Source organism: Hymenobacter sp. (genome assembly GCF_031398885.1).
GTDB lineage: Bacteria > Bacteroidota > Bacteroidia > Cytophagales > Hymenobacteraceae > Hymenobacter.
Window position 1 is genome coordinate 1 of record NZ_JANNOD010000049.1, and the last position, 24,970, is coordinate 24,970.

Below are 24,970 nucleotides of genomic sequence, written 5' to 3' on the forward strand. Positions count from 1 at the left end.
GCGGCGCGCCCGGCGCACCGACGGGGGGCCGTCCGGGTGGTGCCCCTGGCGCCGCACCGGCCGGTGCAGCGCCCACGGCACGGCCTAGCTCGCAACCCGTAGTTCCTACCGACAGCACCGCAACCGACTCAACCAAAACTCAGCCCGTGCCGGTGCCCGGCGTGGCACCCACCCCGCCAAACCCCACGGTGCAGCCCGCCGACTCGACCCAACGCCCGCCCGCCGCGCCCATTACCCCGCCCGCTAGCCCAACTAATCCCGTCAACACGCCGGCCAATGCGCCGTCGCCGGGCACCACCACGCCGGGCGGCGTGACGCCGGCGGGCAGCCCGGGCGGGCGGCCGTAGCCGGCGGCGGGCGGGCCACGCCCTACTTTTGCCGGGCCGCCGCACCTCCTCCCAATGCCCGACAAGCTCCTGCCCACCCTCCCCGACGACGACGCGAATTTTTTGCAGCGCTTCCAGCCCTCGCGGCTGGTGCTGCCGGTGCTGCTGGGCCTGGCCGTGGTGGGGTTTTTGTTCTACCGCAGTTACCGGCCCGGCGACCTGGCCCCGCTGGCCCATGCCGACTGGCGCTGGCTGCTGGTGGCCCTGCTCGTGCTGGCGGCCCGCGACCTGGGCTACGTCTACCGCATCCGCCACATCGCCGAAGCCGAGCTCACCTACCGGCAGGCCCTGGACGTGATTATGATTTGGGAGTTCGCCTCCTGCGTGCTGCCCTCGGGGCAGGGCGGCACGGGCGCGGCGCCGTTCATTCTGGAAAAAGAAGGCATTCCGCTGGGCCGGGGGCTGGCCTACATCATGGTCACGGCCCTGCTCGACAATATTTACTACGTGCTGATGGTGCCGCTGGTGGTGCTGGTGGCCGGTGCCGGGCTCTACCCGCACGAGGCTTTGCAAACCGGCTTCGTGGCCACGCTACGGGTGGCGTTTGGGGTGAGCTACGTGTTCGTGACGCTCTACGCGGGGCTGATGCTGTACGCCATTTTCGTGAACCCGCGCTCGGTGCGGCGGCTGCTGGTACGGCTGTTTTCGGTTAAGCTCCTGCGGCGCTGGCGGCGCAAGGCGTATAAGCACGGCCAGGAAATGGTGACGGCCTCGGTGCAGCTGCGCGGCAACGGGGCCCGCTACTGGTGGCACGCGGCCGTGAGCACGGCCTTCGTCTGGACGGCCCGCTACGCCATCATCGGCTGCCTCATCGCGGCCTTCGTGCCCATGAGCGCGGGCACCTTCCTGTTCATCTTCGCCCGCAACATCACCTACAAGGTCATCCTGCTCATTGCCATCACGCCCGGCGGCGCGGGCATTGCCGAGGGTGCGTTTCCCACCTTCTTCGGCTCCTTCATCGGCACGGCCACCATGACCAGCTTCATGGTGCTGCTCTACCGCGTGGTCACGTACTATCTCTACCTGCTGCTGGGCAGCATTTTCCTGCCCCGCTGGGTGGCCCGGGTGTTCATCAAGCGCCCCGCCAAAGCGGCTACGGTTTAGCGGGCGCTGGGGCTAGTACTTCGGCCACGGCCGTGGGGCGCCGGTAGGTGGCCCAGAAAGTGGGGCGATATTCCCGGACCGATTCGCCGCCGCAGAGGCCCAGCGCAACCAGCATTCGGAAACCAACAAGCATAACCAGTAGAATGGGGGAGTAAGGCAGCGAAGCGACCGCCCACGGGGCGGGGCCGCAAGCTACCGCACGCCCGGCCAAACCACGACGCCTCGCGGCCACGTGGCACACAAAAAAACCTCGCGCCGGAGGGGCACGAGGTTTCTTATGGAGTTAAAAGTTAGAAGCGTGCATGCCTGACTTTCTAACTTTTAACTCTCAACTTTTAACTAACTCTATTCCGCTTCCAGCATCAGGGCCGCGCCATCCGAGGACTTCAACGTGAGCTTGTCGTCGGTCAGCGTCTCCACGGTGAACGTGTTGCTGGTGGTGGCGCCGTCAGGGGTCATGGTCACGGTTTTGCCGGCCTGGTCGAAGGTGTACTTGCCCGACACAGCCCCGGCGGCGCCGGTCATGTTGTAGGTGCCGTTGGCGAAGATGCGGAGCTCCTCCTGCTTCTGGGCATCGGTCTGCTTCACTTTGTCGCCGGTGGCGTCGGTTTCTTTGGCAGTTTTCCACACCTTGCTATCGGTGCCGTACAGCATGTTCACGCCTTCTACTTTACCTTTGTCGCTGCCGCAAGCGGTGGCAAATAGCGACAGGAGCAGGAGCAGGCTGGCGAGATAACGAAGCGGGAAAGTCGGCTGAGGTTTCATGGGCGCAAAGGTGAAGGTGAAAGATGGAAGAATGAGGTAAGCCACTCGCGGCGGCGGGTTCGTCGGCTTACGGTTCAGCCGCAAAAGGGTTGGCAACGAAACCCGACTTCCCCGGTCCCGTATACCAACCCTGACCGACGCGCCCATCGGCAAACAAGCCGTTTTTATTCTCATTTAAACCGAATCAACTCCATGGGACTCTTTGATTTTCTTAGCGACAAAGGCGAGCAGAAACCCGTAGAGCCCGCCACGAAGCCAGCGGCCGGCGCCACCGACTTCTTCGGCGCTGGCAATCCGGCCACGGCCGGGGATTCGTACACCGTGGTGAGCGGGGACTCTCTCTCTAAAATTGCCAAGAACCACTACGGCGACGCCGCCAAGTGGCCCCAGATATACGAGGCCAATAAGGCCCTCATCGGCAACAACCCCGACCACATTGAAGTGGGCCAGGTGTTGACCCTACCTAGTCTCTAGGTACTTTTTTGCAGAAAAAAGGTGAGAAAAGCCACTCTGTTTCAGGGTGGCTTTTTTGCGTCTGCGCTCGCCGCGATGGGCCGCGAAAACGAGTAGGACGCGGCGCTGGTCCCCGCGCCCTACTGCACGATGGGGAACGAGAGCGCCGCGACCGGTGAATGGATGAGACCGTCATGCTAAGCGTGAGGGCTCTCTACTTAATTTCCCCGCTATTCCTGCCGAGTGTTTGGTCATAAAAAAATTTCTCCCGTACATTCGCCCTACCAATCCGGTACTCCCCCGCTCGCGGCGGGGTAGTTTATGTTTTATAGAGAAGCGGCGAGAGACTAGGCTCCCTGACCCGCTGGCAACCTTCGACCGCGCGAAAGGTGCCAATTCCTACCCTCCACCGGCGCAGGCCGGGGCGGGGCATATGAACCGAGTGCCATGGAAAACACCCTTGCTTCCGCCTCTTTTGTCCCGAATGCTTCGGTTGCTTTGCGCGCTGCGGTTTCGGGCGTTATAATTGCGGCCCTCGGTAGCCGGCACGCCGCCCCGCGCCCGGCGCCGATGCGAATGTGCTGTTGTCGCCCGTGTTGTTGCTAAGCTGATTTCGGCTTAGGTCCCATCCTCCTTTTTCTGGGTTTTTTTGGTGGTCCACCGTGCCCACTGCCGGTTTTGGCAGGGCTCGGCGGCGATTTCGGGCCACGTTTTCAGGCCGGTTTCGTCGGACGGAAGTTGCCGGGCCAAACCCTTGCTTCTAGGGCTTTTGAGCGCCATTTCATTTTCTTTTTCTGGTTTTTTCAACTTTAACCCCATTCCCATCATGTCTGCAAAACCCCTGCATTTCGAAACGCTGCAACTCCACGCCGGCCAGCAGCCCGACCCCACCACCGGCTCGCGCGCCGTGCCCATCCACCAAACCACGTCCTACGTGTTCAAGAGCGCCGAGCACGGCGCCAACCTGTTTGCCCTGAAGGAGTTCGGCAACATCTACACCCGCCTGATGAACCCGACCACCGACGTGTTCGAGCAGCGCGTGGCGGCCCTGGAAGGCGGCGTGGCGGCCCTGGCCACCGGCTCGGGGCAGGCGGCCCAGTTCTTGGCCCTGAACAACATCCTGCAGGCCGGCGACAACTTCGTGAGCACGGCCTTTCTCTACGGCGGCACCTACAACCAGTTCAAGGTGGCGTTCAAGCGCCTGGGCATCGAGGCCCGTTTCGCCGACGGCGACAACCCGGCCAGCTTCGAGGCCCTGATTGACGACAAGACCAAGGCGCTGTACCTGGAAACCATCGGCAACCCCAGCTTCAGTGTTCCCGACTTCGAGGCCATCGCGGCCATCGCCCACAAGCACGACCTGCCGCTGATTGTGGACAACACTTTCGGGGCGGGCGGCTACTTGTTTCGGCCCCTGGAGCACGGCGCCAGCATCGTGGTCGAGTCGGCCACGAAGTGGATTGGCGGGCACGGTACCAGCGTGGGCGGCGTGATTGTGGACGGCGGCACCTACGACTTTGGCAACGGCAAGTTTCCGCAGTTCACCGAGCCCAGCGAGGGCTACCACGGCCTGATTTTTAACGACGTGTTCGGCAAGGGCGGGCCGTTTGGCAACATCGCCTTCATCATCCGGGCGCGGGTGGAAGGGCTGCGCGACTTCGGTCCCAGCATCAGCCCGTTCAACTCCTTCCTGCTGCTGCAAGGCCTCGAAACCCTGAGCCTGCGCGTGGACCGCACCGTGGAAAACGCCCTGAAAGTGGCCACCTGGCTGGAGCAGCACCCGCAAGTGGAGAGCGTGAACTACCCCGGCCTGGCCAGCAGCCCCTACCACGGCCTGGCCCAGAAGTACCTCAAGCGCGGCTTCGGGGGCGTGTTCACCTTCCGCCTGAAGGGTAGTAAGGAAACGGCCACCCGATTCATCGATAACCTCAAGCTCATCAGTCATTTGGCCAACGTGGGCGACGCCAAGACGCTCATCATCCAGCCCGCCGCCACCACCCACCAGCAGCTCTCGGAGCAGGAGCAGCTGGCCGCCGGCGTCACGCCCACCTCGCTGCGCCTCTCGCTGGGCCTGGAGCACTTCGAAGACATCACCGCCGACTTGCAGCAGGCGTTCGACGCCATCGGCAACACGGCTGCGCTGCCCGCGGAAGGGGCGGAAGTGGGCGAGCCCGAGCTGGAGCACGCCCAGCCTTTGGAGGTGTAGAAGGGTTTTTCGCTGAGGTCCGCAGAGGGCTACGCAGAGGTTCGCGGAGGTCGTCCACTGCGAACCTCTGCGAAGCCCTCTGCGGACCTCAGCGAGAAATAACGCAAAAACAATACATGCAAGACCAATTTTTCGACCTCCCCGACCTGCCGCTGGAAAGCGGCGAAACCCTGGCCGGTGCCCGCGTGGCCTACCAAACCTGGGGCGAGCTGAACGAGGAGCGCAGCAACGCCGTCTGGGTGTGCCACGCCCTCACGGCCAACGCCGACGTGCTGGCCTGGTGGCCGGGCCTGTTCGGGCCTGATTGCCACTTCGACCCGGCCGACTGGTTCATCGTGTGTGCCAACGTGCTGGGTTCGTGCTACGGCAGCACCGGGCCCGTGGAGGCCGACCCCGTCACCGGCCGGCCGCGCTACCAGCAGTTCCCGCTGCTCACCATCCGGGACCTGGTGGCGGCGCACGAGGCGCTGCGCCAGGAGCTGGGCCTGACGGACATCCACACGCTGATTGGCGGCTCGCTGGGCGGGCAGCAGGCGCTGGAATGGGCGGTGCAGCGGCCGGAGCTGTTCGACAACCTCGTGGTAATTGCCACCAACGCCCGGCACTCGGCCTGGGGCATTGCCTTCAACGAGGCCCAGCGGCTGGCCATCGAGGCCGACCCGACCTACGCCGCCGGTCAGCCCGGCGGGGGCAGCGCCGGCCTGCGCGCTGCCCGCGCCGTGGCCCTGCTCAGCTACCGCAGCTACCCGGCCTACGCCGAAACCCAGACCGACCCCGAGGACGAGCTGCTGCGCGAACACCGCGCCAGCACCTACCAGCGCTATCAGGGCGACAAGCTCGTGGCTCGCTTCGACGCCTACAGCTACGTAGCCCTGAGCCGGAGCATGGACACCCACCACCTGGGCCGCGGCCGGGGCGGCGTGCCGGCGGCGCTGGCCGGTATCGGGGCGCGTACGCTGGTGCTGGGCATCACCTCCGACGTGCTATTTCCGCTCAGCGAGCAGCGGGAGCTGGCCGCCCACATCCCGGGCGCGATGTACGCCGAGTTGGACTCGCGCTACGGCCACGACGGCTTTCTGCTGGAAACAGCGGCCATTACGCACTTTTTGGAGCTGTTCTACGCGCCCACATTTGCGCATTAAATCAGTTAAAAGTGAAGAGTTAAAAACAGCCTGCTTTTCACTTTTAACTCTTCACTTTTAACTCCTTTTTCGAAATGAAGAAGACCGCCATTTTTCGTATTCTTGCCGCCCTGCTGGTAACCGTTGGGCTGGCGGGCTGCGGCGGCGCTGGCAACCAAACCGCCACCGCGCCGCCCGCCACCGTGCGTTTGGATTACGCCTATTACAACCCGCTCAGCCTGGTGCTCAAGCAGCAGGGCTGGCTGGAAAAGGACCTGGCCCAGGACAACATCAAGGTGGAATGGGTGCTGAGCCAGGGCAGCAACAAGGCCCTGGAGTTCCTCAACGGCAGCAGCATTGACTTTGGCTCGACGGCTGGGGCGGCGGCCCTCATCGGCCGAGCCAACGGCAACCCGCTCAAGGCCGTGTACATCTACTCCAAGCCGGAGTGGACGGCGCTGTGCGTGGGGCCCAAGTCGGGGATTAAGTCGGTGGCGGCGCTGAAAGGCAAGCGCGTGGCCGCCACCCGCGGCACCGACCCCTACATCTTCCTGCTGCGCGCGCTCGACCAGGCCGGGCTCAGCGAAAAGGACATCGAGCTGATTCCGCTGCAACACTCCGACGGCCGCGTCGCGCTGGAGAAAGGCGACGTGGACGCCTGGGCCGGCCTCGACCCGCACATGGCCAAGGCCGAGCTGGAGTCGGGCGCCCGGCTGCTGTACCGCAACGCGGACTTCAACAGCTACGGCGTGCTCAACGTGCGAGCCGAGTTTGCCCAGGAGCACCCCATCCTGGTCGACCGCGTGCTGGCCGCCTACGAGCAGGCCCGCCAGTGGGCCATCCTGCACCCCGCGGAGCTGAAAAAGACCGTGGCCACCGCGGCCCAGCTCAGCGACGCCGTGGCCGCGAAGCAGTTGGAGCGCACCGATTTCTCCAACGTCACTTTCGGCGAACCGCAACGGGCCACCATCACCGCCGCCGGTGCCGTGCTCAAGAAAAGCGGCGTGATTGACCAAGCCGTGGACGTGCCCAAAACGGTCAACGAATTGATTGACGCCAGCTTTGCTGGCAAGCTTCCCGCCGCTGCCAACGGCGCCACCGCCGCCAAGTAGCCCGACGACGCAGCGCCAGACGGCATCCAACGCTTCTACCACATGGCTGAAACCACCTCCGTTTTTGCGCCGCCCCCGCGGCTGGCTCCGGCCGGGCCCACCGCGGCCAGCCGGCCCGTTCAGCGGCCAGCCCCAGCGGCCCAGCCCAACCCGCGCCGCTGGGGCTGGCTGACGGGCGCGGTGTTACCCGTGGCCCTGCTGCTGCTGTGGGAAGGGCTGGCCCGGGCCGGCGTGCTGCCGCCCAACCTGCTGCCGGCGCCCTCACGCGTGCTGGCCACCATCGGGGAGCTGGCCCGCACCGGCGAGCTGTGGGGGCACCTGGGCATCACGCTGGCCCGGGTGGGGGCGGGCTTCGCGCTGGGCGGTGCGGTGGCCACGGCGCTGGGGGCGGCCACGGGCTATTCGCGGCGCTTGTTCCAATTGCTCGACCCGCTGCTGCAGGGCGTGCGCAACATTCCGTCGTTGGCCTGGGTGCCGCTGTTCATCCTCTGGATGGGCATTTACGAAACCTCCAAGGTGGTACTCATTGCCGTGGGCGTGTTCTTCCCAGTGTACCTCAACCTGATGAGCGGCGTGCAGGGCGTCGACCGCAAGCTGGTGGAAGTGGGCCGGGTGTACCGGCTGACGGGCGCGCAGCTCGTGCGGCGGGTGTTTCTGCCGGCCACGCTGCCGGCCTATTTCGTGGGGCTGCGCAGCGGGTTGGGGCTGGGTTGGATGTTCGTGGTGGCCGCCGAAATCATGGGGGCCAGCCGCGGCCTGGGCTTCCTGCTGGTGGACGGGCAGATGACCGGTCGGCCCCAAACCATCCTGGCCAGCATCCTGCTCTTCGCCGTGCTCGGCCAGCTCACCGACGCCGGCCTGGCCGCCCTCAGCCGCCGCCTGCTGCGCTGGCAGGACACGCACTTTGGCAATGGGTGAATGAGCGAATGCACAAAACGGTCATGCAGCGCGCAGCGAAGCATGACATTCAATTAATCAAAACTTCCTTTAGTGCTCCTCCTCGACCACATCAGCAAGCAGTTTGACTCCGGCACGGTGGCCTTGGCGGACGTGAGCCTGCGCGTGCAGCCCGCCGAGATTGTGGCGCTGGTGGGCGCCAGCGGCTGCGGCAAAAGCACGCTGCTGCGCATCGCGGCGGGCCTGGAGGCGCCCACTGCCGGCCGCGTGCTCATCAACGAAGAACCGCTGAATGGGCCGCACCCGGCCGTGGGCGTGGTGTTTCAGGAGCCGCGCCTGATGCCCTGGCTCACTGTGCGGCAAAACGTGCGCTTCGGCCTGGCCGCCCTGCCCCGGGCCGAGCAGGAGGCGCGTACCGACGTGGTGCTGGAACGCGTAGGGCTCGGCCGCTTCGCCGACGCGCTGCCGCGGCAGCTCTCGGGCGGCATGGCCCAGCGCGTGGCCCTGGCGCGGGCGCTGGTGGCCCAGCCGGCGCTGCTGCTGCTCGACGAGCCCTTCAGCGCCCTCGACCCGTTCACCAAAATGGACTTGCAGGACCACCTGCTGCACATCTGGGCCTACGACCGGCCCACGCTGGTGCTCGTAACCCACGACCTGGAAGAAGCCCTCGTACTCGCCGACCGCATCGTGGTGCTGCGCGGCCACCCCGGCCGCATCCACGAAACCGTGCTGGTGGACCTGCCCCGCCCGCGCCGCCGTACCGACGCCGATTTTCAGGCGTACAAGCAGCGGCTGCTGGAGGCGCTGGACGTACGGGCCGAAGTAGCCATTTGAGCAGTTTTTAGGAGATGCGGAACTGGAAACGTCATGTCGAGCTGGCCGAGACATCTCGCTTGCTTGCATTTGCGCCTCTGTGTGGCTCCACGCGAGATGTCTCGGCAAGCTCGACATGACGTTTTTTCACTGCAACGTTTCATTCATTGCTCCTCCCATTCAACGCACCACCCAATTACCACTTATGGATTCTGACAAACAACCCCTGCGCATTGGCCTGATTGGCTTTGGCTGCGTGGGACAAGGGTTTTATGACATTCTTCAGCAGCAGCCCGGCCTGGGCCTGGCGGTGACGCGCATTGCGGTGAAAAACCCCGACAAGCCCCGGACGCTGCCCACCGAGCGGTTCAGCTTCCACGCCGATGAGCTGCTGGCCGACCCGGAGCTGGACTTGCTCATTGAAGTCATTGACGACCCGGCCGAGGCTTTTCGGTTGGTGGCCGCCGCGCTGCGCCAGGGGCGCCGGGTGGTGACGGCCAACAAGGCCATGCTGGCCCGCCACCTGCCCGAGCTGGTAGCCTTGCAGCAGGAATTTGGCGGCACGCTGCTCTACGAGGCAGCCGTGTGCGGCAGCATTCCCGTCATCCGCACCCTGGACGGCTACTTCAGCCACGAGCCGCTGCGCGCGGTGAGCGGCATTTTCAACGGCTCGTCGAACTACGTGCTCACCCGCATGAGCGAGGAAGGCTCCGACTACGGCCCGGCCCTGGCCGAAGCCCAGGCCCGGGGCTTCGCCGAAACCGACCCGTCGCTGGACATGGGCGCCTTCGACCCGCGCTCCAAGGCCGTGATTCTGGCCGCCCACGCCTACGGCGTCTTCCTGAACCCGGACGACGTGCTGAACCTGGGCATCGAGGGCGTCAGCGCGGCCGACATTGCGTACGCCGCCGCGCAGAACCAGAAAATCAAGGTGGTGGCCGGCCTCTACCGCCTGCCCGACGGCCGCGTGACGGCGCTGGTAACCCCGCAGTTCGTGGGCTCCGACTCGCCGCTCTACGCTGTGGAGCACGAATTCAACGGCGTGGTGCTGGAGGCGGAATTCGCCGGTACGCAGTTTTTGCGCGGGCGCGGGGCCGGCGGCCATCCCACCGGCTCGGCCGTGCTGGCCGACGTGCTGGCGCTGCGGCGGAGCTTCCGTTACGGCTACGCCAAGCGGGCCGCCGCGCCCGCCACGCAGCTGACCGCCGGACTGGCAGCCACGTTCTACCTGCGCCACCCCGACGAAACCACGCTCCAAACGGTGCTACAGCTGCTAGAAGTGCCCGCGGATGCGCTGACGACCGATGCCGGCGGCGCGCACACCACCATTCCCGTACCGCTGGAACAACTGCACCGGCACCGCGACGCCCTGCGGACTGCGGGCGTGTTCGTAGCCTGGCTGGGCGAAGTGCGGTTGGCCCAGCCGCCGCCGCTGGCGCCGGCCGCGGCCCGGCTGGTCACTACCTGAACTCGATGCGCACCGGGGCCTGGCCCGGGAATTTCAGGGTGTAGACGCCTGGTTTCAGCGACCCGCGGGGCACCGCAAGCTCGCGCCCTTGCGGGTTGAGGGTGCGCACCACGCGGCCGACGGCGTCGAACAGTTGGGCTTCGGCGGGCAACCGCCAGGCCTCGGGCAGTAGCAGGCGCACCGCGTCATCGGCGGGGTTGGGGTAGGCCTGGGCCCGCGGGGCGGCCGGGGCGGCGCCCGGCTTCGTGGCGGTGATGACCGTGCCGCGCTCGCCCAGGCTGGGCCGCAGGAAGTCGCGGATGTCGCGAAACGTAGTGTCGGCGTAAGTAGCGTTGTTTTCGAAAGGAATGTGGCCGGCCCCGCGCAAGGTGCGCAGGGTGTTGCGAATGCCCAGGGCCGCGGCCCGCGGGTGCAGCCGGCCGCTGCCGTACACGTACTTGGGAGGCAGCGGCGAGCCCACCCGGCCCTGCAGGTAGGGCACGGTGGCATCGGCGGTGCCGTGCACGCTGAGCAGGGGCGCGTTGCCAGGCTCGATGTAGTTCGGGGTTTCGGTGGCGCCGCTCAGGTTGAGCACGGCCAGCACGGCGCTGCTGTAGCCGGGGTTGCCGCTCTGGCCCTCAACGCCGCCCAGGGTGGCGATGTCGGCGTAAGCCGGCACTTCGGCGGCTTTGTCCAGGTACCCGACTTCCAGGGCCATGAACGCCCCGGCCGACGACCCGCCCACGGCAATGTAGCTGGGGTTGACGCGGTAGGCGTTGGCCGTGGCCGCGTCTTGCCGGAAAAACCGCACCGCGGCGCGCAGGTCCTGCATGCCCCGGATGGCGGCTTTGGCCACGTTCACCGTGTCGAACGGGAAAAACAGTAAGCGGTAGTCGATGCTGGCCGTGACGTAGCCCAACCGGGCAAACCGGGTGCAGACGTCCACCATGTACGCGTCGGTGCGCGAACCCGTGACAAAGCCGCCCTGGTGGGCAAAGATGATGACCGGCCGGCGCGGCTCCGAATCACCGGTGGGCTGGTAAACGTCCATCAGCAGCGTTTGAGTGGCGCCGTTGAACGTCACGGCCGAGCCGTAGGCGACGCCCGAGGTCACGGTCACGTTCGAAAAAATGGGCTGGTAGTAGCGCCCCCGGGTGGTGTCGATTTGGGCGGTGGCGGCGTGCAGCCCGGCGAGGAGCAGGGCCATAATAAGGAGGAAGGTTGATTTCATGTACGACAGAAAAAAAGTGGGGCGCCAGCGCCTGGGTGGCCAGATAATTAATTGACGGGATGCCGACGACCTGGACACGGAAGATGGGTACGGGGTTTCGGGCGGCGCGGTTCCGATTGCGGAAGCCCAATCGGCGTTATTTGCGGCCCCGTTGCTTTGCTCCTATGCCCGTTCAGTTTCCGCCCGCCCTGCAGCCCGGCCAGCGCGTGGCCATCGTCAGCCCCGCCCGCAAAATCAGCGCCGCCGAGCTGGCGCCCGCCATCGCCGTGCTCACCGGCTGGGGCCTAGAGGTGGTGCTGGGCGCGAGCATTGCCGGCGACCACCACCAGTTTGCCGGCGACGACAACCTGCGCCGCCGCGACTTTCAGCAGCAGCTCGACGACCCCGGCATCCGGGCCATTCTGTGCGCGCGCGGCGGCTACGGCACCGCCCGCATCGTGGACGGCCTCGATTTTTCGGGTTTCGCGGCCCGTCCCAAGTGGGTGGCCGGCTTTTCCGACATCACCGTGCTCAACTCGCACTTGCTCGCCCGGCAGCACGCCAGCATCCACGGCGTGATGCCGGTGCTGTTTGGGCAGCCGGGCGGCGAAATGGCCCTGGAAAGCCTGCGCCGCGCTCTTTTTGGCGAAGCCGCATTGCCGCTGGCCGTGCCGCCGCACCCACTCAACCGGCCCGGCACGGCCACCGGCGAGCTGGTGGGCGGCAACCTGAGCCTGCTGCACACTATCACCGGCACGGCCTCACAGGCCAGCTTTGCGGGCCGCATCCTGTTTCTGGAAGACCTCGACGAGTACCTCTACCACGTCGACCGCATGCTGCTGCACCTGCACCGCAGCGGGCAGCTCGCGGGCCTGGCCGGGCTGGTGGTGGGCCATTTCTCGCAGCTGCGCGACAACGCCGTGCCCTTCGGCGCCACGGCCCACGAAATCATCGACTCCTACGCCCGGCACTACAATTTCCCGGTGGGCTACGGCTTCCCCGTGGGGCACGAGGCCGACAACCGGGCGCTGGTGGTGGGTAGCAAGGCGCAGCTAGTAGTGGACGAAGCCGGAGCGCGGCTGGTGGCAGAGACGCCAGCGGGCGTCTCGTCGCTGAAAAGCTGTTTGAATTAGCCATTCGTGCGGCAGAACGGCGTAGAGACGCAACATTTTGCGTCTCGTCGTTGCCCGATTTGGGCGCCCGGCGCGGACGACGAGACGCAAGTATGCGTCTCTACCACGTTTTGGCGGCCTCTAAATAAGGCTGCGGCTTAGTCCACATACAGTGTCTGGAGCACCGTCTGGCCCACGGCTTTCAGCGTCTTGCGGTCGATGACGGCCATGTTGTCGGTGGTGGCGTGGTGGTAGTTGGGGAAATACTGCTCGGGGTTGTTGGGCAGGTGGTCAATGATGTCGACGGTGGGGATGCCGGCCTGGTTGGTGTACACGTGGTCGTCGGAGGCGCCGCCCGAGTCGTTGAACAGGAAGTAGTCGGTGTAGCCGAGCCGGGCGGCGGTGTTCCAGATTTTGTCCACCGCGAAGCGGGCCTTCTCCCGCGAGAGCGCCTCGCGGCTGAACTTGCCGCCGCGGGCGCCCACCATGTCGAGCAGCACCCCGTACTCGGCCTTATAGTTGGCGGGCAGCAAATTCTTAGCCCAGTACTGCGAGCCCAGGCACCAGGAGTCGCCGGCGCCGTCGAGCTGGTTCTTGAGCGTTGCCTGGGTGCCGGCGTCGTAGCCCCAGTCCTCGGCGTCGAAGAAGATGAAGTCGACGCCCACGTTGGGGGCCAGGCTGTCGGGCTGTTGGCTGAGCACGCGGGCCATTTCCAGGGCCACGGCCACGGCGCTGGCCCCGTCGGAGGCCCCGTCCAGGGGGGCATTTTTCTTCACCGGGTCGTTGTCGGCAAAGGGCCGGGTGTCCCAGTGGCCGAAGATGGCCACCCGGCGGGCGGCCTGCGGCTGGTACTGGGCGATGATGTTGCGGGCCCGGATGTTGGTGCCGTCGAAGGTCATGGCCGCGAACGGCTGCTCCAGCACCCGCAGGCCGTAGCCCTTGAGCGTGGCCACCAGGTAGTCGCCGGTGGCCACGTGGGCCTTGGAGTTGGGCACGCGGGGCCCGAAGGCCACCTGCCGGGCCGTGAAGGCGTAGGCCGAGTCGGCGTTGAACACCGGCGCCCGGGGCAGCCGGGCCTCGGCCGGCGCGGCGGGGTCAGCGGTTTCGGCGGGTTTTTTGTCCGGGCAGCCGGTGAGCAGCACGAGGCCGGCTAGGGCGGCCAGGGGAAGGCGGAGGGTATGAAAGTTCATGCGACGAAGTAAGCGGCGCGGACGGTGAACCTCACCCCCGGCCCCTCTCCCGTGGAGAGGGGAGCCTGATGATTATTATTGTTTGTTTGAAAACGCTACGGTGACTACTCCTCGCTGTAGGCCCATTCCACGCCGGCCTTGGTGTCTTTTATCACGATGCCCTGGCCCTTGAGGGCGGCCCGAATGAGGTCCACCCGGTCGTAGGCTTTGTCGGCCTTGGCTTCGGAATAAAAGCCCAGCGTAAGTTCCAGCAGCTGCTCGGCGTTGGCGCGGGGCTCGTCGTGCAGGCCCAGGATGTCGGTGACGAGGCGGCGGTAGGCCGCCACGGCATCGGCCAGCGCCGGGCCCGACACCTCGGCCAGGGCGGCGGGAGCGGTGGCCAAGGTGTTGAACTTGCGCAGCAGGTTGAACAGGCTGGCAATGCTGCGGGCGGTGTTCAGGTCGTCATCGAGACCGGTCCACACGTCGGCGGTGAGCTTGGCGAGTTCGTTGTCAGTTGCTAGTTGTCCGTTGTTAGTCGCGGGCACTTGGTCCGTTGGCGTGGACTTCTCACTAACAACTGACAACGAAAAACTAACAACTAATTTCTCCGCCAGGCGCAGGCCGTTCATCAGCTTGCGGTAGCCTTTGCGGGCGGCTTGCAGGGCGTCGTCGCTCAGGTCGATGGGCGAGCGGTAGTGGGCCTGCAACAGGAAGAAGCGCACCACCATGGGCGAGTAAGCCTGGCTGAGGGTGGCCGTGGTGCCGGCAAACAGGTCGGGCAGGGTGATGAAGTTGCCCAGGCTCTTGCTCATCTTGGCGCCGTTCACGGTCAGCATGTTGTTGTGCATCCAGATGCGGGCCTCGGGGGTGTGGCTGTGGCTGGCCTGGCTCTGGGCAATCTCGCACTCGTGGTGCGGAAACATGAGGTCCAGCCCGCCGCCGTGAATGTCGAACTCCGGGCCGAGGTACTTGCGGCTCATGGCCGAGCACTCCAGGTGCCAGCCGGGGAAGCCCGCCCCCCAGGGCGAGGGCCAGCGCATGAGGTGCGTCGCCCCGGCGCTTTTCCAGAGGGCAAAATCCAGCGGGCTGCGCTTTTCGTCCTGGCCGGCGAGGTTGTCGCGGGTGCCGGCCAGCAGCTCGTCGGTCACCCGGTTCGAAAGCTGGCCGTAGCGGTACTCGGTGTTGTACTTGGGCACGTCGAAGTACACCGAGCCGTTGACTTCGTAGGCGAAGCCGTTGGCGAGGATTTCCTCCACCATGGCAATCTGCTCGGTGATGTGGCCGCTGGCCTGGGGCTCGATGTCGGGCGGCAGGCAGCCGAGGGCGGCCATGTTCTGGCGGTAGCGGGTGGTGTAGTACTGGGCCACCTGCATGGGCTCCAGTTGCTGGGCCCGTGCGGCTTTTTCCATGGGGTCCTCGCCGGCATCGGCGTCGCCCTGCAGGTGGCCCACGTCGGTGATGTTGCGCACGTAGCGCACCGTGTGGCCAAGATGGCGCAGGTAGCGGGTCAGCACGTCGAACACCACCGGGCCGCGGGCGTTGCCCAGGTGGGCCTCGTTGTACACGGTGGGGCCGCACAGGTACAGCCCCACCACGGGCGGGTGTACGGGCTGGAATTCTTCTTTTCGGCGGGTAAGCGTGTTGTAGAGACTAAGCATGGAATCAGTTAGCAGTGAGCAGTTAACAGTGAGCAGTTATCAATTAAAAGACTAATAACTGCTCACTGTTAACTGCTCACTACTATTACGCGCGGCCACTTGACCGCAGGATGGAGTAAAGAATACGGCAAAGCTGCTGACAGTCGTCGTGGAGCGATGAGAATAATTTATTCTCAATGTACCCTGCTGCGTGGAGCACCCGCAGCCAATAGCTGGTTTCGCGGGCTTCCTTGTACGCAATAGAAATTTTGCTGCTAAAGTCCGCGCTTGATATTGCTCCGGTGGCCTCTTCCGCATTTGCCCCGATAGAAGTGGCACTGCGCACCAGTTGCTTAGAAACGATAAATTCCCGCTCGCTAGTCTGCAAATGCCGGTAGAATTTCATCATTCTCACCGCAAAGGCGAAAGATTTTTGCAGCAGCGGCCCGGCCTCATGCTTCGACGTTTCCATAATTCAAAACTACTCGGCAGCACGTCCCCAACTGCTCACTGCTCACTGTTAACTGATAACTGATAAAGCCCTTCCACCGGGAAATGGTCGCTCCACCGGATTTCGCGGTGCACCCGGCAGCCCCGCACCCGCCACTGCGGCCCGGCAAACTGCTGGTCGATGCGCAGCAGCGGCAGCCGGCCGTTGTAGGTGGCCCCGATGCCGGTGCCCGCGGTGGCCCAGGCGTTTTGCAGGCGGTCGGCCAACTGGTCGTAGGTGTAGGAGTAGGGCAGGTCGTTGAGGTCGCCGGCCAGCAGCACGGGGTAGGGCGAGCGGGCCACCCGGGCCGCGATGGTGTCAATCTGCGCGGCGCGGGCCACGGCCCCGTTGCGGAAGCGGCGCAGCAGGCCCGGGGCCTTCCGGCGCAGGCCGGCGCGGCTGGTGGTGGCGGCCGCCAGGTCGGCGTCGGCCATGGCCATGCTTTGCAGGTGCAGGTTGAACACCCGGATGGTGTCGGCCCGGCGGCCGGCGGCGGCGGGGCGGGCCAGGTCGGCCCACATGGCGTGGTTCTGGGAGCGGCGGCTGAACCAGACGCTGCCGCGCCGCACGATGGGGAAGCGCGAGAAAATGGCCAGGCCAAACTCGGCCCCGATGCTGTTGGTGAAGGTATTGGAAGAGAAGGCGTGGCGCCCGCTGCCGGCCCCGAGCCGGGCCACGCTGCGAAACACGTCCCCGTCCTGGCGCGAGCCGCGCGGCTCGTTGTAGAATTCCTGGAGGCAGAGCACGTCGGCCGGGCTCTCGGCCAGCCAGCGGATGAAGCCCACGGAGGACGCGTTGTCCGGCTCGCGCAGCTCGGCGTACACGTTGAAGATGCGCACGTTGGCCGAAAGCAGGCTCACTTCGTTTCGCGAATGAGGAATGAAGAATGAGGAATGAGGAATTTTTGCCTTGCCTGGTTTTTTTGCGCCTTCCAATTCCTCATTTCTCATTGGCTGGCGCCGTCCTTCGGTTCCTAATTCTTCATTAAAATGAAGCGCCAGCCCGCGTTGCACCTGGGGCCAGGTGAGGACCAGGGCCGCGAGCGGCAGGGCCGCCACCCGCCAGTTGCGCCGCAGCCAGTACAGCACTAGCAGCGCCGTCAGGGCCAGGGCCACCGGGGTGGTGAGCGCCCCGAAGGCCACGGGCCAGAACACGCTGGGCGGCACCTGCTGGCAGCCAATGGCCAGCAGAAGCCAGAGCAGCGTGAGGAGCGTAAGTTTGAAGGCAAAAGAGCGGCGCACGGCAGAAGGAACGGGGCCGGCAAAGGTAGCGGCGGCCGATGGCGGCGGCGCGTCAAGGGTTATTTATCTTTATGCTTCGGGGCCGGCGGGGCGGCAATGCTCACCGCGGGCTCACCGCGGCAGCCAGCGCAGGCTTGCACGAATTTTGCGCAGGCCCGGCACGCACGCACGCGGGTTGAATCTGCCCGGCGTGCCGTTTTTTAGTACTACCCATCCTTTCCACCTGTTTCGGCCTCTGGCGTTCGCATGCCCCCACTTTTCCACGCAGTCTACCTTTCTTTTTTGGCTTCATTGGCTTCTGTGGGCGCGCTGCAGGCGGCCCCGGTTCCGCCCGCCCGGGCCGTTGCGGTGGAGCCCGGCAACCCCAGCCTGGAATTTATTCCGAACCAGGGCCAGTGGGACGGCCGGGTGCGCTACGAGGCCGCCCTGCCCGCCGGCCGCCTCTTCGTGCAAGCCAATGCCCTCACCTATTCTTTCCTCGACCCGGTCCTGCTGAGCCACCACCACGGCGGCACGACGGACCCCGCCACCGGCCCGGCCGCCGTGCCCGCCGACGTGGCGGCCCACGCCTACACCGTGCACTTTGAGCGGGCCAACGCCCGCGTTCGCCTCACGGCCGAAACGCCCACGGCCGGCGAGCGCAACTACTTCGTGGGCAGCGACGCGCGCCGCTGGGCCAGCCACGTGGGCGCGTTTCGGCGGCTGCGCTACGAGGAGCTGTGGCCGGGCATTGGGCTGACGCTGTACGAAAACGCGGGCCGCCAGTTGGAGTACGACGTGCTGCTGGCGCCCCGCGCCAACCCCGCCCGCGTGGCCCTGCGCTACGAGGGCGCCGCCGGCCTGGCCCTGGACGCGGCCGGCAACCTTGTCGTTAAAACCACCGTGGGCACCACCACCGAGCTGGCCCCCAAGGCCTGGCAAACCACGGCCGCCGGCCGGCGCCAGCCCGTGCCCTGCCGCTACGTGCTCACGGGCCGCACCCTCACCTTCGCCCTCGGCGCCTACGACCGCGCCCGCGCCCTCACCATCGACCCCACCGTGCAGTTCTCGACCCTGACCGGCTCGACGGCCGACAACTGGGGCTTCACGGCCACCCACGACGAGGCGGGCAACCTGTATTCGGGCGGCATCGTGTTCGACTCCGGGGGCGCGTTTCCGGCCACCCTGGGGGCGTTTCGCACCACTTTCAGCAGCGTGGTCGACATGGCCCTCATCAAGTTCAACACCCGGGTCACCGGGCCGGCGGCACGGGTGTGGGCCACCTACCTGGGCGGCAACAGCGCCGACTTCCCGCACAGCCTGGTGGTGAACGCGCAGAACGAGCTGGTGGTCCTCGGCAGCACGTCGAGCACCAACTACCCCACCACGGCCACGGCGCTGCAGCGCAGCTTCGGGGGCGGCACGGCGCTCGACCCCTTCCGCATCGGCAACACTACGGGCACCCAGCAACTGAAGATGCCCAACGGCTCCGACCTGGTGGTCACCCGCTTCAGCGCCGACGGCGGCGCGCTGCGGGCCAGCACCTACCTGGGGGGCGCCGGCAACGAGGGCGTGGTGGACCAGCCGGACGCCATTGACGCCAACTACGGCGACGCCTTCCGCAGCGACGTGCTGCTCGACGGGGCGGGCAACGTGTACGTCGCGGCGGCCACCAGCTCCCGCAATTTTCCGGGCCTGGCCCGGGGCTTCAACGCCACCTACCGCGGGGGCGCTTCCGATGCCGTGGTGTGCCAGCTGGCCCCAGACCTGACCGCCGTGGCGTGGGCCGGCCTGCTCGGGGGCGGCGCGGAGGAAGCCGCGTACTCGGTGCAGCGCGACGCCCTGGGGCGGGTGTACGTGTGCGGCGGCACCAATTCGGCCAACTTCCCGGCCACGGCCGGCACGTACCGCGGCACCCGGCCGGGCGGCAGCACCGACGGCTTCGCGGCCCGCATCAGCGCCAACGGCCGCACGCTGGAGCGCGCCACTTTCGTGGGCACCAGCGGCTACGACCAAGCGTACTTCCTGCAGCTCGACGCGGCCGGCAACGCCTACCTGCTCGGGCAGACGCTGGGGCAATTTCCCACCACGCAGGGCCTGTACGGCAGCGCCAACGGCTCGCAGTTCATCCAAAAGCTCAACCCGGACCTGACGGCCAGCCTCTACGGCACCGCCTTTGGCAACCGCGGCGGCCCCCGGGGCGGCCCCAATCTGGTGCCCACGGCTTTTCTGGTCGACGAGTGCGAGCGGGTGTACGTCAGCGGCTGGGGCGGGGTCGACAACAACCTGGGCGGCAGGGGGCTGGGCGGCACCACCACCGGCCTGCCCACCACCGCCGACGCCGTGCAGCGCACCACCGACGGCAGCGACTTCTACCTGGCCCAGTTCGAAGCCGGCATGAGGGGCCTCGAATACGGCACCTTTTTCGGCCAGCAGAATGGCCCCGCCGACCACGTGGACGGCGGCACCTCGCGCTTCGACAAGCGCGGCATCGTGTACCAGGCCATGTGCGCTACCTGCAACGGGGCGCAGGGCTTCCCGGTGCCGCCGGGGGCGGGCAGCTACACCACCCGCAACGGCAGCGCGAACTGCAACAACGGCGCCTTCAAGATGAACTTTGAGCTGCGCATAGCCGACCCCGGCCCCCGCCGCTTCGTGTGCGCGGACGGCGGCCCTCTGGCCCTGGGCGGCGCCCCGACCGGCGGCACCTGGACCGGGCCGGGCGTGGAGGCCGTGGCCGGCGGCTACCGCTTCGTACCCGCGGCGGTGGGGCCGGGGCAGTACCTGCTCAACTACTCGGTGGCCGCCACGGGCGTCTGCCTGAGCACCCGCGCCGTGCGCTACGTGGTGGCGCCGGCCGTGGTGCCGGCCTTTGCGCCCGTGCCGCCGCAGTGCACCTCCCAGGGCAGCGTGGCCCTGGCGGCTACGCCGGCGGGGGGCACCTTCAGCGGGCCGGGGGTGGCCGGCGGGCGGTTCGACCCGGCCGCGGCCGGCGTGGGCACCCACACCTTAACCTACAGCGTGAACGACTCGCTGGGCTGCGGCGCGCGCAGCCAGCAAGTGGTGGTGACCCGCCCCCCCACCGCGACGGCCGGCCCCGACACCACCCTTTGCGCCGACCAGCAGCAGCCGTTTCAGCTGCGGGGCGCGGGGCCGGCCGGGGGCACCTGGAGCGGCGCGGGCGTGTCGGCCAGCGGCTTTTTCACGCCCCCGAACACCAACAACCGCGGGGGAGTATTCGAGTTGACCTACACCGTGGTGCAGGGGCCCTGCCGCGCCACCGCCACCCGAACGGTGGTACTGGCCCCCACTTCGGCGCAGGACGTGGACCTGAACCTGCCCGTGTGCGCGGCGGCGCCGGAGTACGCCGGTCTGGCACCCTTCGACTGCTTGCTGGAGCCGGTGCTGCTCGCGCCCGGCGCCGTATACCGGTGGGACTTTGGCGACGGCAGCCCCGTCAGCACCGAGGCCCAGCCCACCCACCGCTACCTGGAGGCCGGCACCTACACCATCCGGCTCACGGCCCGCTACGGCAACTGCGAGGTGCTCACCGGCTTTGCCCCCCTGGTGGTGGGTGAGGTGTTCGTGCCCAACATCATCACCCCCAACCGCGACTCGCTCAACGAGACGTTTCGGCCCCGCTTCAGCTGCCAACCCACGTCGCTCGAAGTGTTTTCGCGCTGGGGCCAGAGCGTGTACAAAACCGCCGACTACCGCAACAACTGGGACGCGGGCGGCCTGCCCAACGGCGTTTACTACTACCTGCTGCGCGACGCGGACAACCGCCGCGTGAAGGGCTGGGTGGAAGTGAGCCGATAGCCAAGCGCCACGGAGGGTGGGCTTGCTCCGAAACCTTCGCTGGTGCGACGGGCCGCTGACGGATTTCAGGACCCCACTCCCAGTCTCCGGGAGGGAGAGCCAGGCGACCATGCATCGTTGAACGCCCCCCTCCCGGAGGATTCCGCGCCTCCAGCGGCGGGGGCTCGGGGGTGAGAATTGCGCCAGATTCCTTCTACAATGAACCCCAGATTTGCTGACCGCCGATGAAAAAACCGCTACTTTACGTTTGCACCGTTGCGACACTTTTGGGTCTGGTGGCCGCTTCCGGCGCGGCTCAACCAGCGGCCCAACCCGTGGCCCGCCCCGCCCCGACCACCCGCACCCTGGAATTTATTGAGAACAAGGGGCAGTGGAACGAGCGGGCCCGCTACGCCGCCCCGCTGCCCGGCGGCGGCCGGCTCTTTGCCGAAGCCGACGGGCTGACGCTGGCGCTGCTGGCCGACGGGGGGCCGGCCCAGCGCGGGCACGGGGCGCCGCCCGGCGGTGAGCCGGCCGCCAGCCGCGCGGTGCGCGGCCACGCGCTGACCCTGCACTTTGAGGGCGCCCGCCCGGCTACCATCACGGCCGAAACGCCCACGGCCGAGCACCGCAGCTACTTCCTCGGGGCCGATTCCAAACGCTGGGCCCGCGACGCGCGCAGCTTCCGCGCGCTGCGCTACGCCGGCCTCTGGCCCGGCGTGAATGCCCGGGTCTACGAAAGCGCCGACCAGCACCTGGAGTACGATTTTGAGCTGGCGCCCGGCGCCCGGCCGGCCGCCATTGCTCTGCGGCACGAGGGGGCCGACGGCCTGGCCCTCGACGCGGCCGGCAACCTGCTGGTGCGCACCAGCGTGGGCACCGTGGTGGAACGCGCCCCGCGGGCCTGGCAAACCGACGCCGCCGGCCGGCCCCAGCCCGTGGCCTGCCGCTACGAGCTGGCGGGGCGCATCGTGCGCTTCGCCCTGGGCCGCTACGACGCCGCGCGCCCGCTCACCATCGACCCGGTGGTGGTGTTTGCTACCTATTCGGGCTCGACGGCCGACAACTGGGGCTTCACGGCGACCCACGACGAGGCGGGCAACCTGTACTCCGGCGGCATTGCTTTCGGGGTGGGCTACCCGGCCAGCCCGGGGGCTTTTCAAACGACGTTCGCGGCCCTGATTGACATTGCCATCATCAAGTACAACACCGCCGCTACCGGGCCGGCGGCGCGGGCCTGGGCCACGTACGTGGGCGGCAGCGGGGCCGACTTTCCGCACAGCCTGGTGGTGAACAACCAGGGCGAGCTGCTGCTGCTGGGCTCGTCGGGCTCGGCCAATTACCCCACCACGGCCACGGCGCTGCAGCCCGCCTTTGCCGGCGGTACCCTCACGGAGCCGCTCGGCTACGGGACGCCCTACGACTCGCCCAGCGGTTCCGACCTCGTCATCACCCGTCTTAATGCCACCGGCACGGCTCTGGTGGGCTCGACTTACCTGGGCGGCCGCGGCAACGACGGGCTGCTGCCGCTGGCCCCCGACACGTCGGCTTTCAGCGCGACGCCGCAGCTGGCCCACAACTACGGCGACCCGTTCCGGGGCGACATTCTGGTGGACGCGGCCGACAACGTGTACATCGCCTCGCACACCACCTCGTCCGATTTCCCGGTGGCGCGGGGCTTCGACGGCAGCTACAACGGGGGCCCGTCCGACGGGGTGGTGTGCCGGCTCGCGCCCGACCTTTCGGCCCTGGCCTGGGGCAGCTACCTGGGCGGCGCCGGGGCCGACGCGGCCTACTCCCTCCAGATTGAGCCCGCCAGCGGCGACGTGTACGCGGCCGGCGGCACGCTCAGCCCCAACTTTCCGACGACGCCGGGGGCCTACCGCGGCAGCCGGCCCGGCAACGTGGACGGGTTTGTGGCCCGCATCGCGGCCAGCGGCGCGAGCCTGCTACGGGCCAGCTACGTGGGCACGGCGGCCTACGACCAGGCGTATTTCCTGCAGCTGGGCACCGACGGCGGGGTGTACCTGCTGGGCCAGACGCTGGGCGCGTTTCCGGTCACGCCCGGCCTGTACGGCACCCCGAACGGCACGCAGTTCATTCAGAAGCTCGACGCCAACCTGGGGCAGAGCCTGCTGGCCACGGCCTTCGGCAGCACCGCCCCGGACAACGCCGGCCGGGGGAGCCTCAACCCCACGGCCTTCCTCGTCGACCGCTGCGACCGGGTGTACGTCTGCGGCTGGGGCGGCCAGGTAAACGGCTGGACCATCGGCCAGCCCGGGGCAACCTTTCCCTACCTCGAAGGCAACGGGAACACGCTCGGGCTGCCCACCACGCCCGACGCGGCCCAGCCCGCCACCGACGGCAGCGACTTCTACCTGGCGCAGTTTGCGGCCGGCCTCACGGCCCTGGCCTACGCCACGTACTACGGCAATGCCAACCCGGACAGCGAAGCCGAGCACGTGGACGGCGGCACCTCGCGCTTCGACCCGCGGGGCATCGTGTACCAGGCCGTGTGCTCGTGCTTCGCGCGCACGGGGTTTCCCATTCCGGCCGGGGCCAACACCTATTCGACCACCAACAACAGCGGCGCCAGCCCGAACGTGAGCTGCAACAACGCCGCGTTCGTGCTCAACTTCCAGCCCAACATCGCCAACGCGGGCGCCGACCAGGCGGTGTGCGCCACGGCGGGCCCGCAGCCTTTGGTGGGCAGCCCCGGCGGCGGCGTGTGGACGGGCCCGGGCGTGACGGGCAGCCCGGCGCAGGGCTTCGTGTTTACGCCGTCGGTGGCGCTGGCGGGCGGGCAGGTGCTCACCTACACCGTGCTCAGCACGGGCCTCTGCACCACCACCGACACCCGCCGGGTGACGGTGGGCGCCCCGCCCACGGTGGTTTTCACCCCGCTGCTGCAAACCGCTTACTGCCCGCCCGGGCCCGGTGCACCCCCGCTGCCCGCGGTGCCGCTCACGGCCACGCCGCCGGGCGGCACCTTCAGCGGGCCGGGAGTGAGCGGGAGTGTGGCGGCGGGCTTCGTGTTTGCACCCGGTAGCATTTCGCCCGGCACCGTGCAGTTAGTGTACACCTTGGATGTTGATGGCTGCGTGGTGCAGGCCACCCGGGCCGTGACCGTGGCGCCGCGCCTGGTGGCCAGCGCGGGCGCCGACACGGCGCTGTGCCCGGGCAGCACTCAGGCATTTGCCCTGCGCGGCAGCCCGGCGGGCGGCACGTTTAGCGGGCCGGGGGTGAGCGGCAGCGCGGCCGCGGGCTTCGTGTTCACGCCCCCGGCCGGCTTCGCAGCCCCGGTGACGCTGACGTACGCGGTGAGCAGCGGCGGCTGCCTGGGCTCGGCCACCCGGCGGGTGTCGGTGGCGCCGGAGCCGGCGCTGCTGCCGGCGTGGGCGCCCGTGGCCTGCCCCGAAGCCCGACTGGCTCCGCTCGCGCTGCGCTTCACGCTAATCAGCTCCATTAATTTTTCAAACCCGACGCTGGTGTGGGAGTTTGGCGACGGCAGCCAGTCCACAGAGGCCAGCCCCACCCACACCTACGCCGGGCCGGGCACCTACCAGCCCCGGCTGCGGCTGCGCTACAACGACAACCGCTGCGAAACCACGGCCGCCGCGCCGCTGGTGGTCGTGACCGAGCGCCGGATTCCCAACATCATCACCCCCAACGGCGACGACCAGAACCAGACCTTCCGGCTGGGCTCCGACTGCGCCCCGCGCCTGGAGGTGTTCTCGCGGTGGGGCCAGCGGGTGTTTGAGGCCGCGGCCTACCGCGACGAGTGGAGCGCCGCCGACCAGCCCGCCGGCGTGTACTACTACCTGCTCACCTACCCCGACGGCCACCGCGCCAAGGGCTGGGTGGAAGTGGTGCGCTAGCCGGCTGCGGGAGGAGCCGGCGCAGGGGCCGGGTGCGGGGGCAGCCGGCCGGCCCGGCGCACTCCCTTCTTTGGCCGGTTCACTCCCAAAATTCGCCGGCTGGCTCCCGGCCGTGAATCCAGATGAGCCCAGCAGCAGTTCGGGAGGCA

The 24,970-nt window shown here is 67.6% G+C and carries 19 protein-coding genes and 1 riboswitch; of the genes, 12 read left to right on the plus strand and 7 right to left on the minus strand.

The genetic code is table 11. The features are described from left to right. The first annotated feature begins 161 nt into the window (after nt 1-161). Nucleotides 162-347: a hypothetical protein gene (locus tag RMO51_RS08730; protein ID WP_310393866.1), complete on the plus strand. Its 186-nt coding sequence runs from the start codon at nt 162-164 to the stop codon at nt 345-347. 54 nt (nt 348-401) lie between these two features. Further along, nucleotides 402-1,490, plus strand: coding sequence for a lysylphosphatidylglycerol synthase transmembrane domain-containing protein (locus tag RMO51_RS08735; protein WP_310393867.1), 1,089 nt, complete (start codon nt 402-404; stop codon nt 1,488-1,490). Here RMO51_RS08735 and RMO51_RS08740 read toward each other — a convergent pair. Next, a complete protein-coding gene (locus RMO51_RS08740) occupies nt 1,480-1,623 on the minus strand; it encodes a hypothetical protein (protein WP_310393869.1) in 144 nt (47 codons plus the stop codon). The two genes, RMO51_RS08735 and RMO51_RS08740, sit on opposite strands and share 11 nt — an antisense overlap. A gap of 212 nt (nt 1,624-1,835) precedes the next feature. Beyond that, on the minus strand, nt 1,836-2,255 hold the full coding sequence (locus RMO51_RS08745; RefSeq protein WP_310393871.1) for a hypothetical protein: 420 nt from the start codon (nt 2,253-2,255) through the stop codon (nt 1,836-1,838). A 192-nt stretch (nt 2,256-2,447) separates the two neighbouring features. On the opposite strand from RMO51_RS08745, the gene RMO51_RS08750 reads away from it, so the two are divergent. The 7 genes from RMO51_RS08750 to RMO51_RS08780 all read left to right on the plus strand — a co-directional run bounded on the left by RMO51_RS08750 (nt 2,448) and on the right by RMO51_RS08780 (nt 10,325). After that, nucleotides 2,448-2,729, plus strand: a complete 282-nt coding sequence (locus RMO51_RS08750) for a LysM peptidoglycan-binding domain-containing protein (RefSeq protein WP_310393873.1) — start codon at nt 2,448-2,450, stop codon at nt 2,727-2,729. Nucleotides 2,730-3,031: 302 nt separating this feature from the next. Further along, a riboswitch (SAM riboswitch) is annotated at nt 3,032-3,148 on the plus strand. A 386-nt stretch (nt 3,149-3,534) separates the two neighbouring features. Further along, nucleotides 3,535-4,914 (plus strand): O-acetylhomoserine aminocarboxypropyltransferase/cysteine synthase, encoded by a 1,380-nt coding sequence (locus tag RMO51_RS08755; RefSeq protein ID WP_310393875.1) that lies wholly within the window; start codon nt 3,535-3,537, stop codon nt 4,912-4,914. A gap of 116 nt (nt 4,915-5,030) precedes the next feature. After that, nucleotides 5,031-6,056 (plus strand): homoserine O-acetyltransferase, encoded by a 1,026-nt coding sequence (gene metX, locus RMO51_RS08760; protein WP_310393877.1) that lies wholly within the window; start codon nt 5,031-5,033, stop codon nt 6,054-6,056. Between the two features lie 74 nt (nt 6,057-6,130). Further along, a complete protein-coding gene (locus tag RMO51_RS08765) occupies nt 6,131-7,147 on the plus strand; it encodes an aliphatic sulfonate ABC transporter substrate-binding protein (protein WP_310393879.1) in 1,017 nt (338 codons plus the stop codon). Nucleotides 7,148-7,189: 42 nt separating this feature from the next. Next, a complete protein-coding gene (locus RMO51_RS08770) occupies nt 7,190-8,065 on the plus strand; it encodes an ABC transporter permease (protein ID WP_310393881.1) in 876 nt (291 codons plus the stop codon). A gap of 72 nt (nt 8,066-8,137) precedes the next feature. After that, on the plus strand, nt 8,138-8,878 hold the full coding sequence (locus RMO51_RS08775) for an ABC transporter ATP-binding protein (protein WP_310393883.1): 741 nt from the start codon (nt 8,138-8,140) through the stop codon (nt 8,876-8,878). 184 nt (nt 8,879-9,062) lie between these two features. Further along, entirely contained in the window at nt 9,063-10,325 is a 1,263-nt protein-coding gene (locus RMO51_RS08780) for a homoserine dehydrogenase (protein WP_310393885.1), read from the plus strand. Here RMO51_RS08780 and RMO51_RS08785 read toward each other — a convergent pair. Beyond that, entirely contained in the window at nt 10,318-11,511 is a 1,194-nt protein-coding gene (locus RMO51_RS08785) for an alpha/beta hydrolase (RefSeq protein WP_310393887.1), read from the minus strand. The two genes, RMO51_RS08780 and RMO51_RS08785, sit on opposite strands and share 8 nt — an antisense overlap. Before the next feature lie 188 nt (nt 11,512-11,699). On the opposite strand from RMO51_RS08785, the gene RMO51_RS08790 reads away from it, so the two are divergent. Beyond that, a complete protein-coding gene (locus RMO51_RS08790; RefSeq protein WP_310393888.1) occupies nt 11,700-12,647 on the plus strand; it encodes an LD-carboxypeptidase in 948 nt (315 codons plus the stop codon). Between the two features lie 137 nt (nt 12,648-12,784). Here RMO51_RS08790 and RMO51_RS08795 read toward each other — a convergent pair whose 3' ends face one another. From RMO51_RS08795 to RMO51_RS08810, 4 genes are all read right to left on the minus strand, one after another. Further along, nucleotides 12,785-13,816, minus strand: coding sequence for a M28 family peptidase (locus RMO51_RS08795; protein ID WP_310393889.1), 1,032 nt, complete (start codon nt 13,814-13,816; stop codon nt 12,785-12,787). A gap of 104 nt (nt 13,817-13,920) precedes the next feature. Beyond that, complete coding sequence (gene cysS, locus RMO51_RS08800; RefSeq protein WP_310393891.1) at nt 13,921-15,456, minus strand: cysteine--tRNA ligase; 1,536 nt, start codon at nt 15,454-15,456, stop codon at nt 13,921-13,923. A gap of 85 nt (nt 15,457-15,541) precedes the next feature. Continuing rightward, nucleotides 15,542-15,907: a four helix bundle protein gene (locus tag RMO51_RS08805; RefSeq protein WP_310393893.1), complete on the minus strand. Its 366-nt coding sequence runs from the start codon at nt 15,905-15,907 to the stop codon at nt 15,542-15,544. Nucleotides 15,908-15,942: 35 nt separating this feature from the next. Beyond that, complete coding sequence (locus RMO51_RS08810; protein ID WP_310393895.1) at nt 15,943-17,166, minus strand: endonuclease/exonuclease/phosphatase family protein; 1,224 nt, start codon at nt 17,164-17,166, stop codon at nt 15,943-15,945. Between the two features lie 300 nt (nt 17,167-17,466). Here RMO51_RS08810 and RMO51_RS08815 point away from each other — a divergent pair, with 300 nt between their 5' ends. After that, a complete protein-coding gene (locus RMO51_RS08815) occupies nt 17,467-20,964 on the plus strand; it encodes a gliding motility-associated C-terminal domain-containing protein (RefSeq protein ID WP_310393927.1) in 3,498 nt (1,165 codons plus the stop codon). A gap of 224 nt (nt 20,965-21,188) precedes the next feature. Further along, entirely contained in the window at nt 21,189-24,821 is a 3,633-nt protein-coding gene (locus RMO51_RS08820) for a gliding motility-associated C-terminal domain-containing protein (protein ID WP_310393898.1), read from the plus strand. The last annotated feature ends 149 nt before the right edge of the window (nt 24,822-24,970 follow it).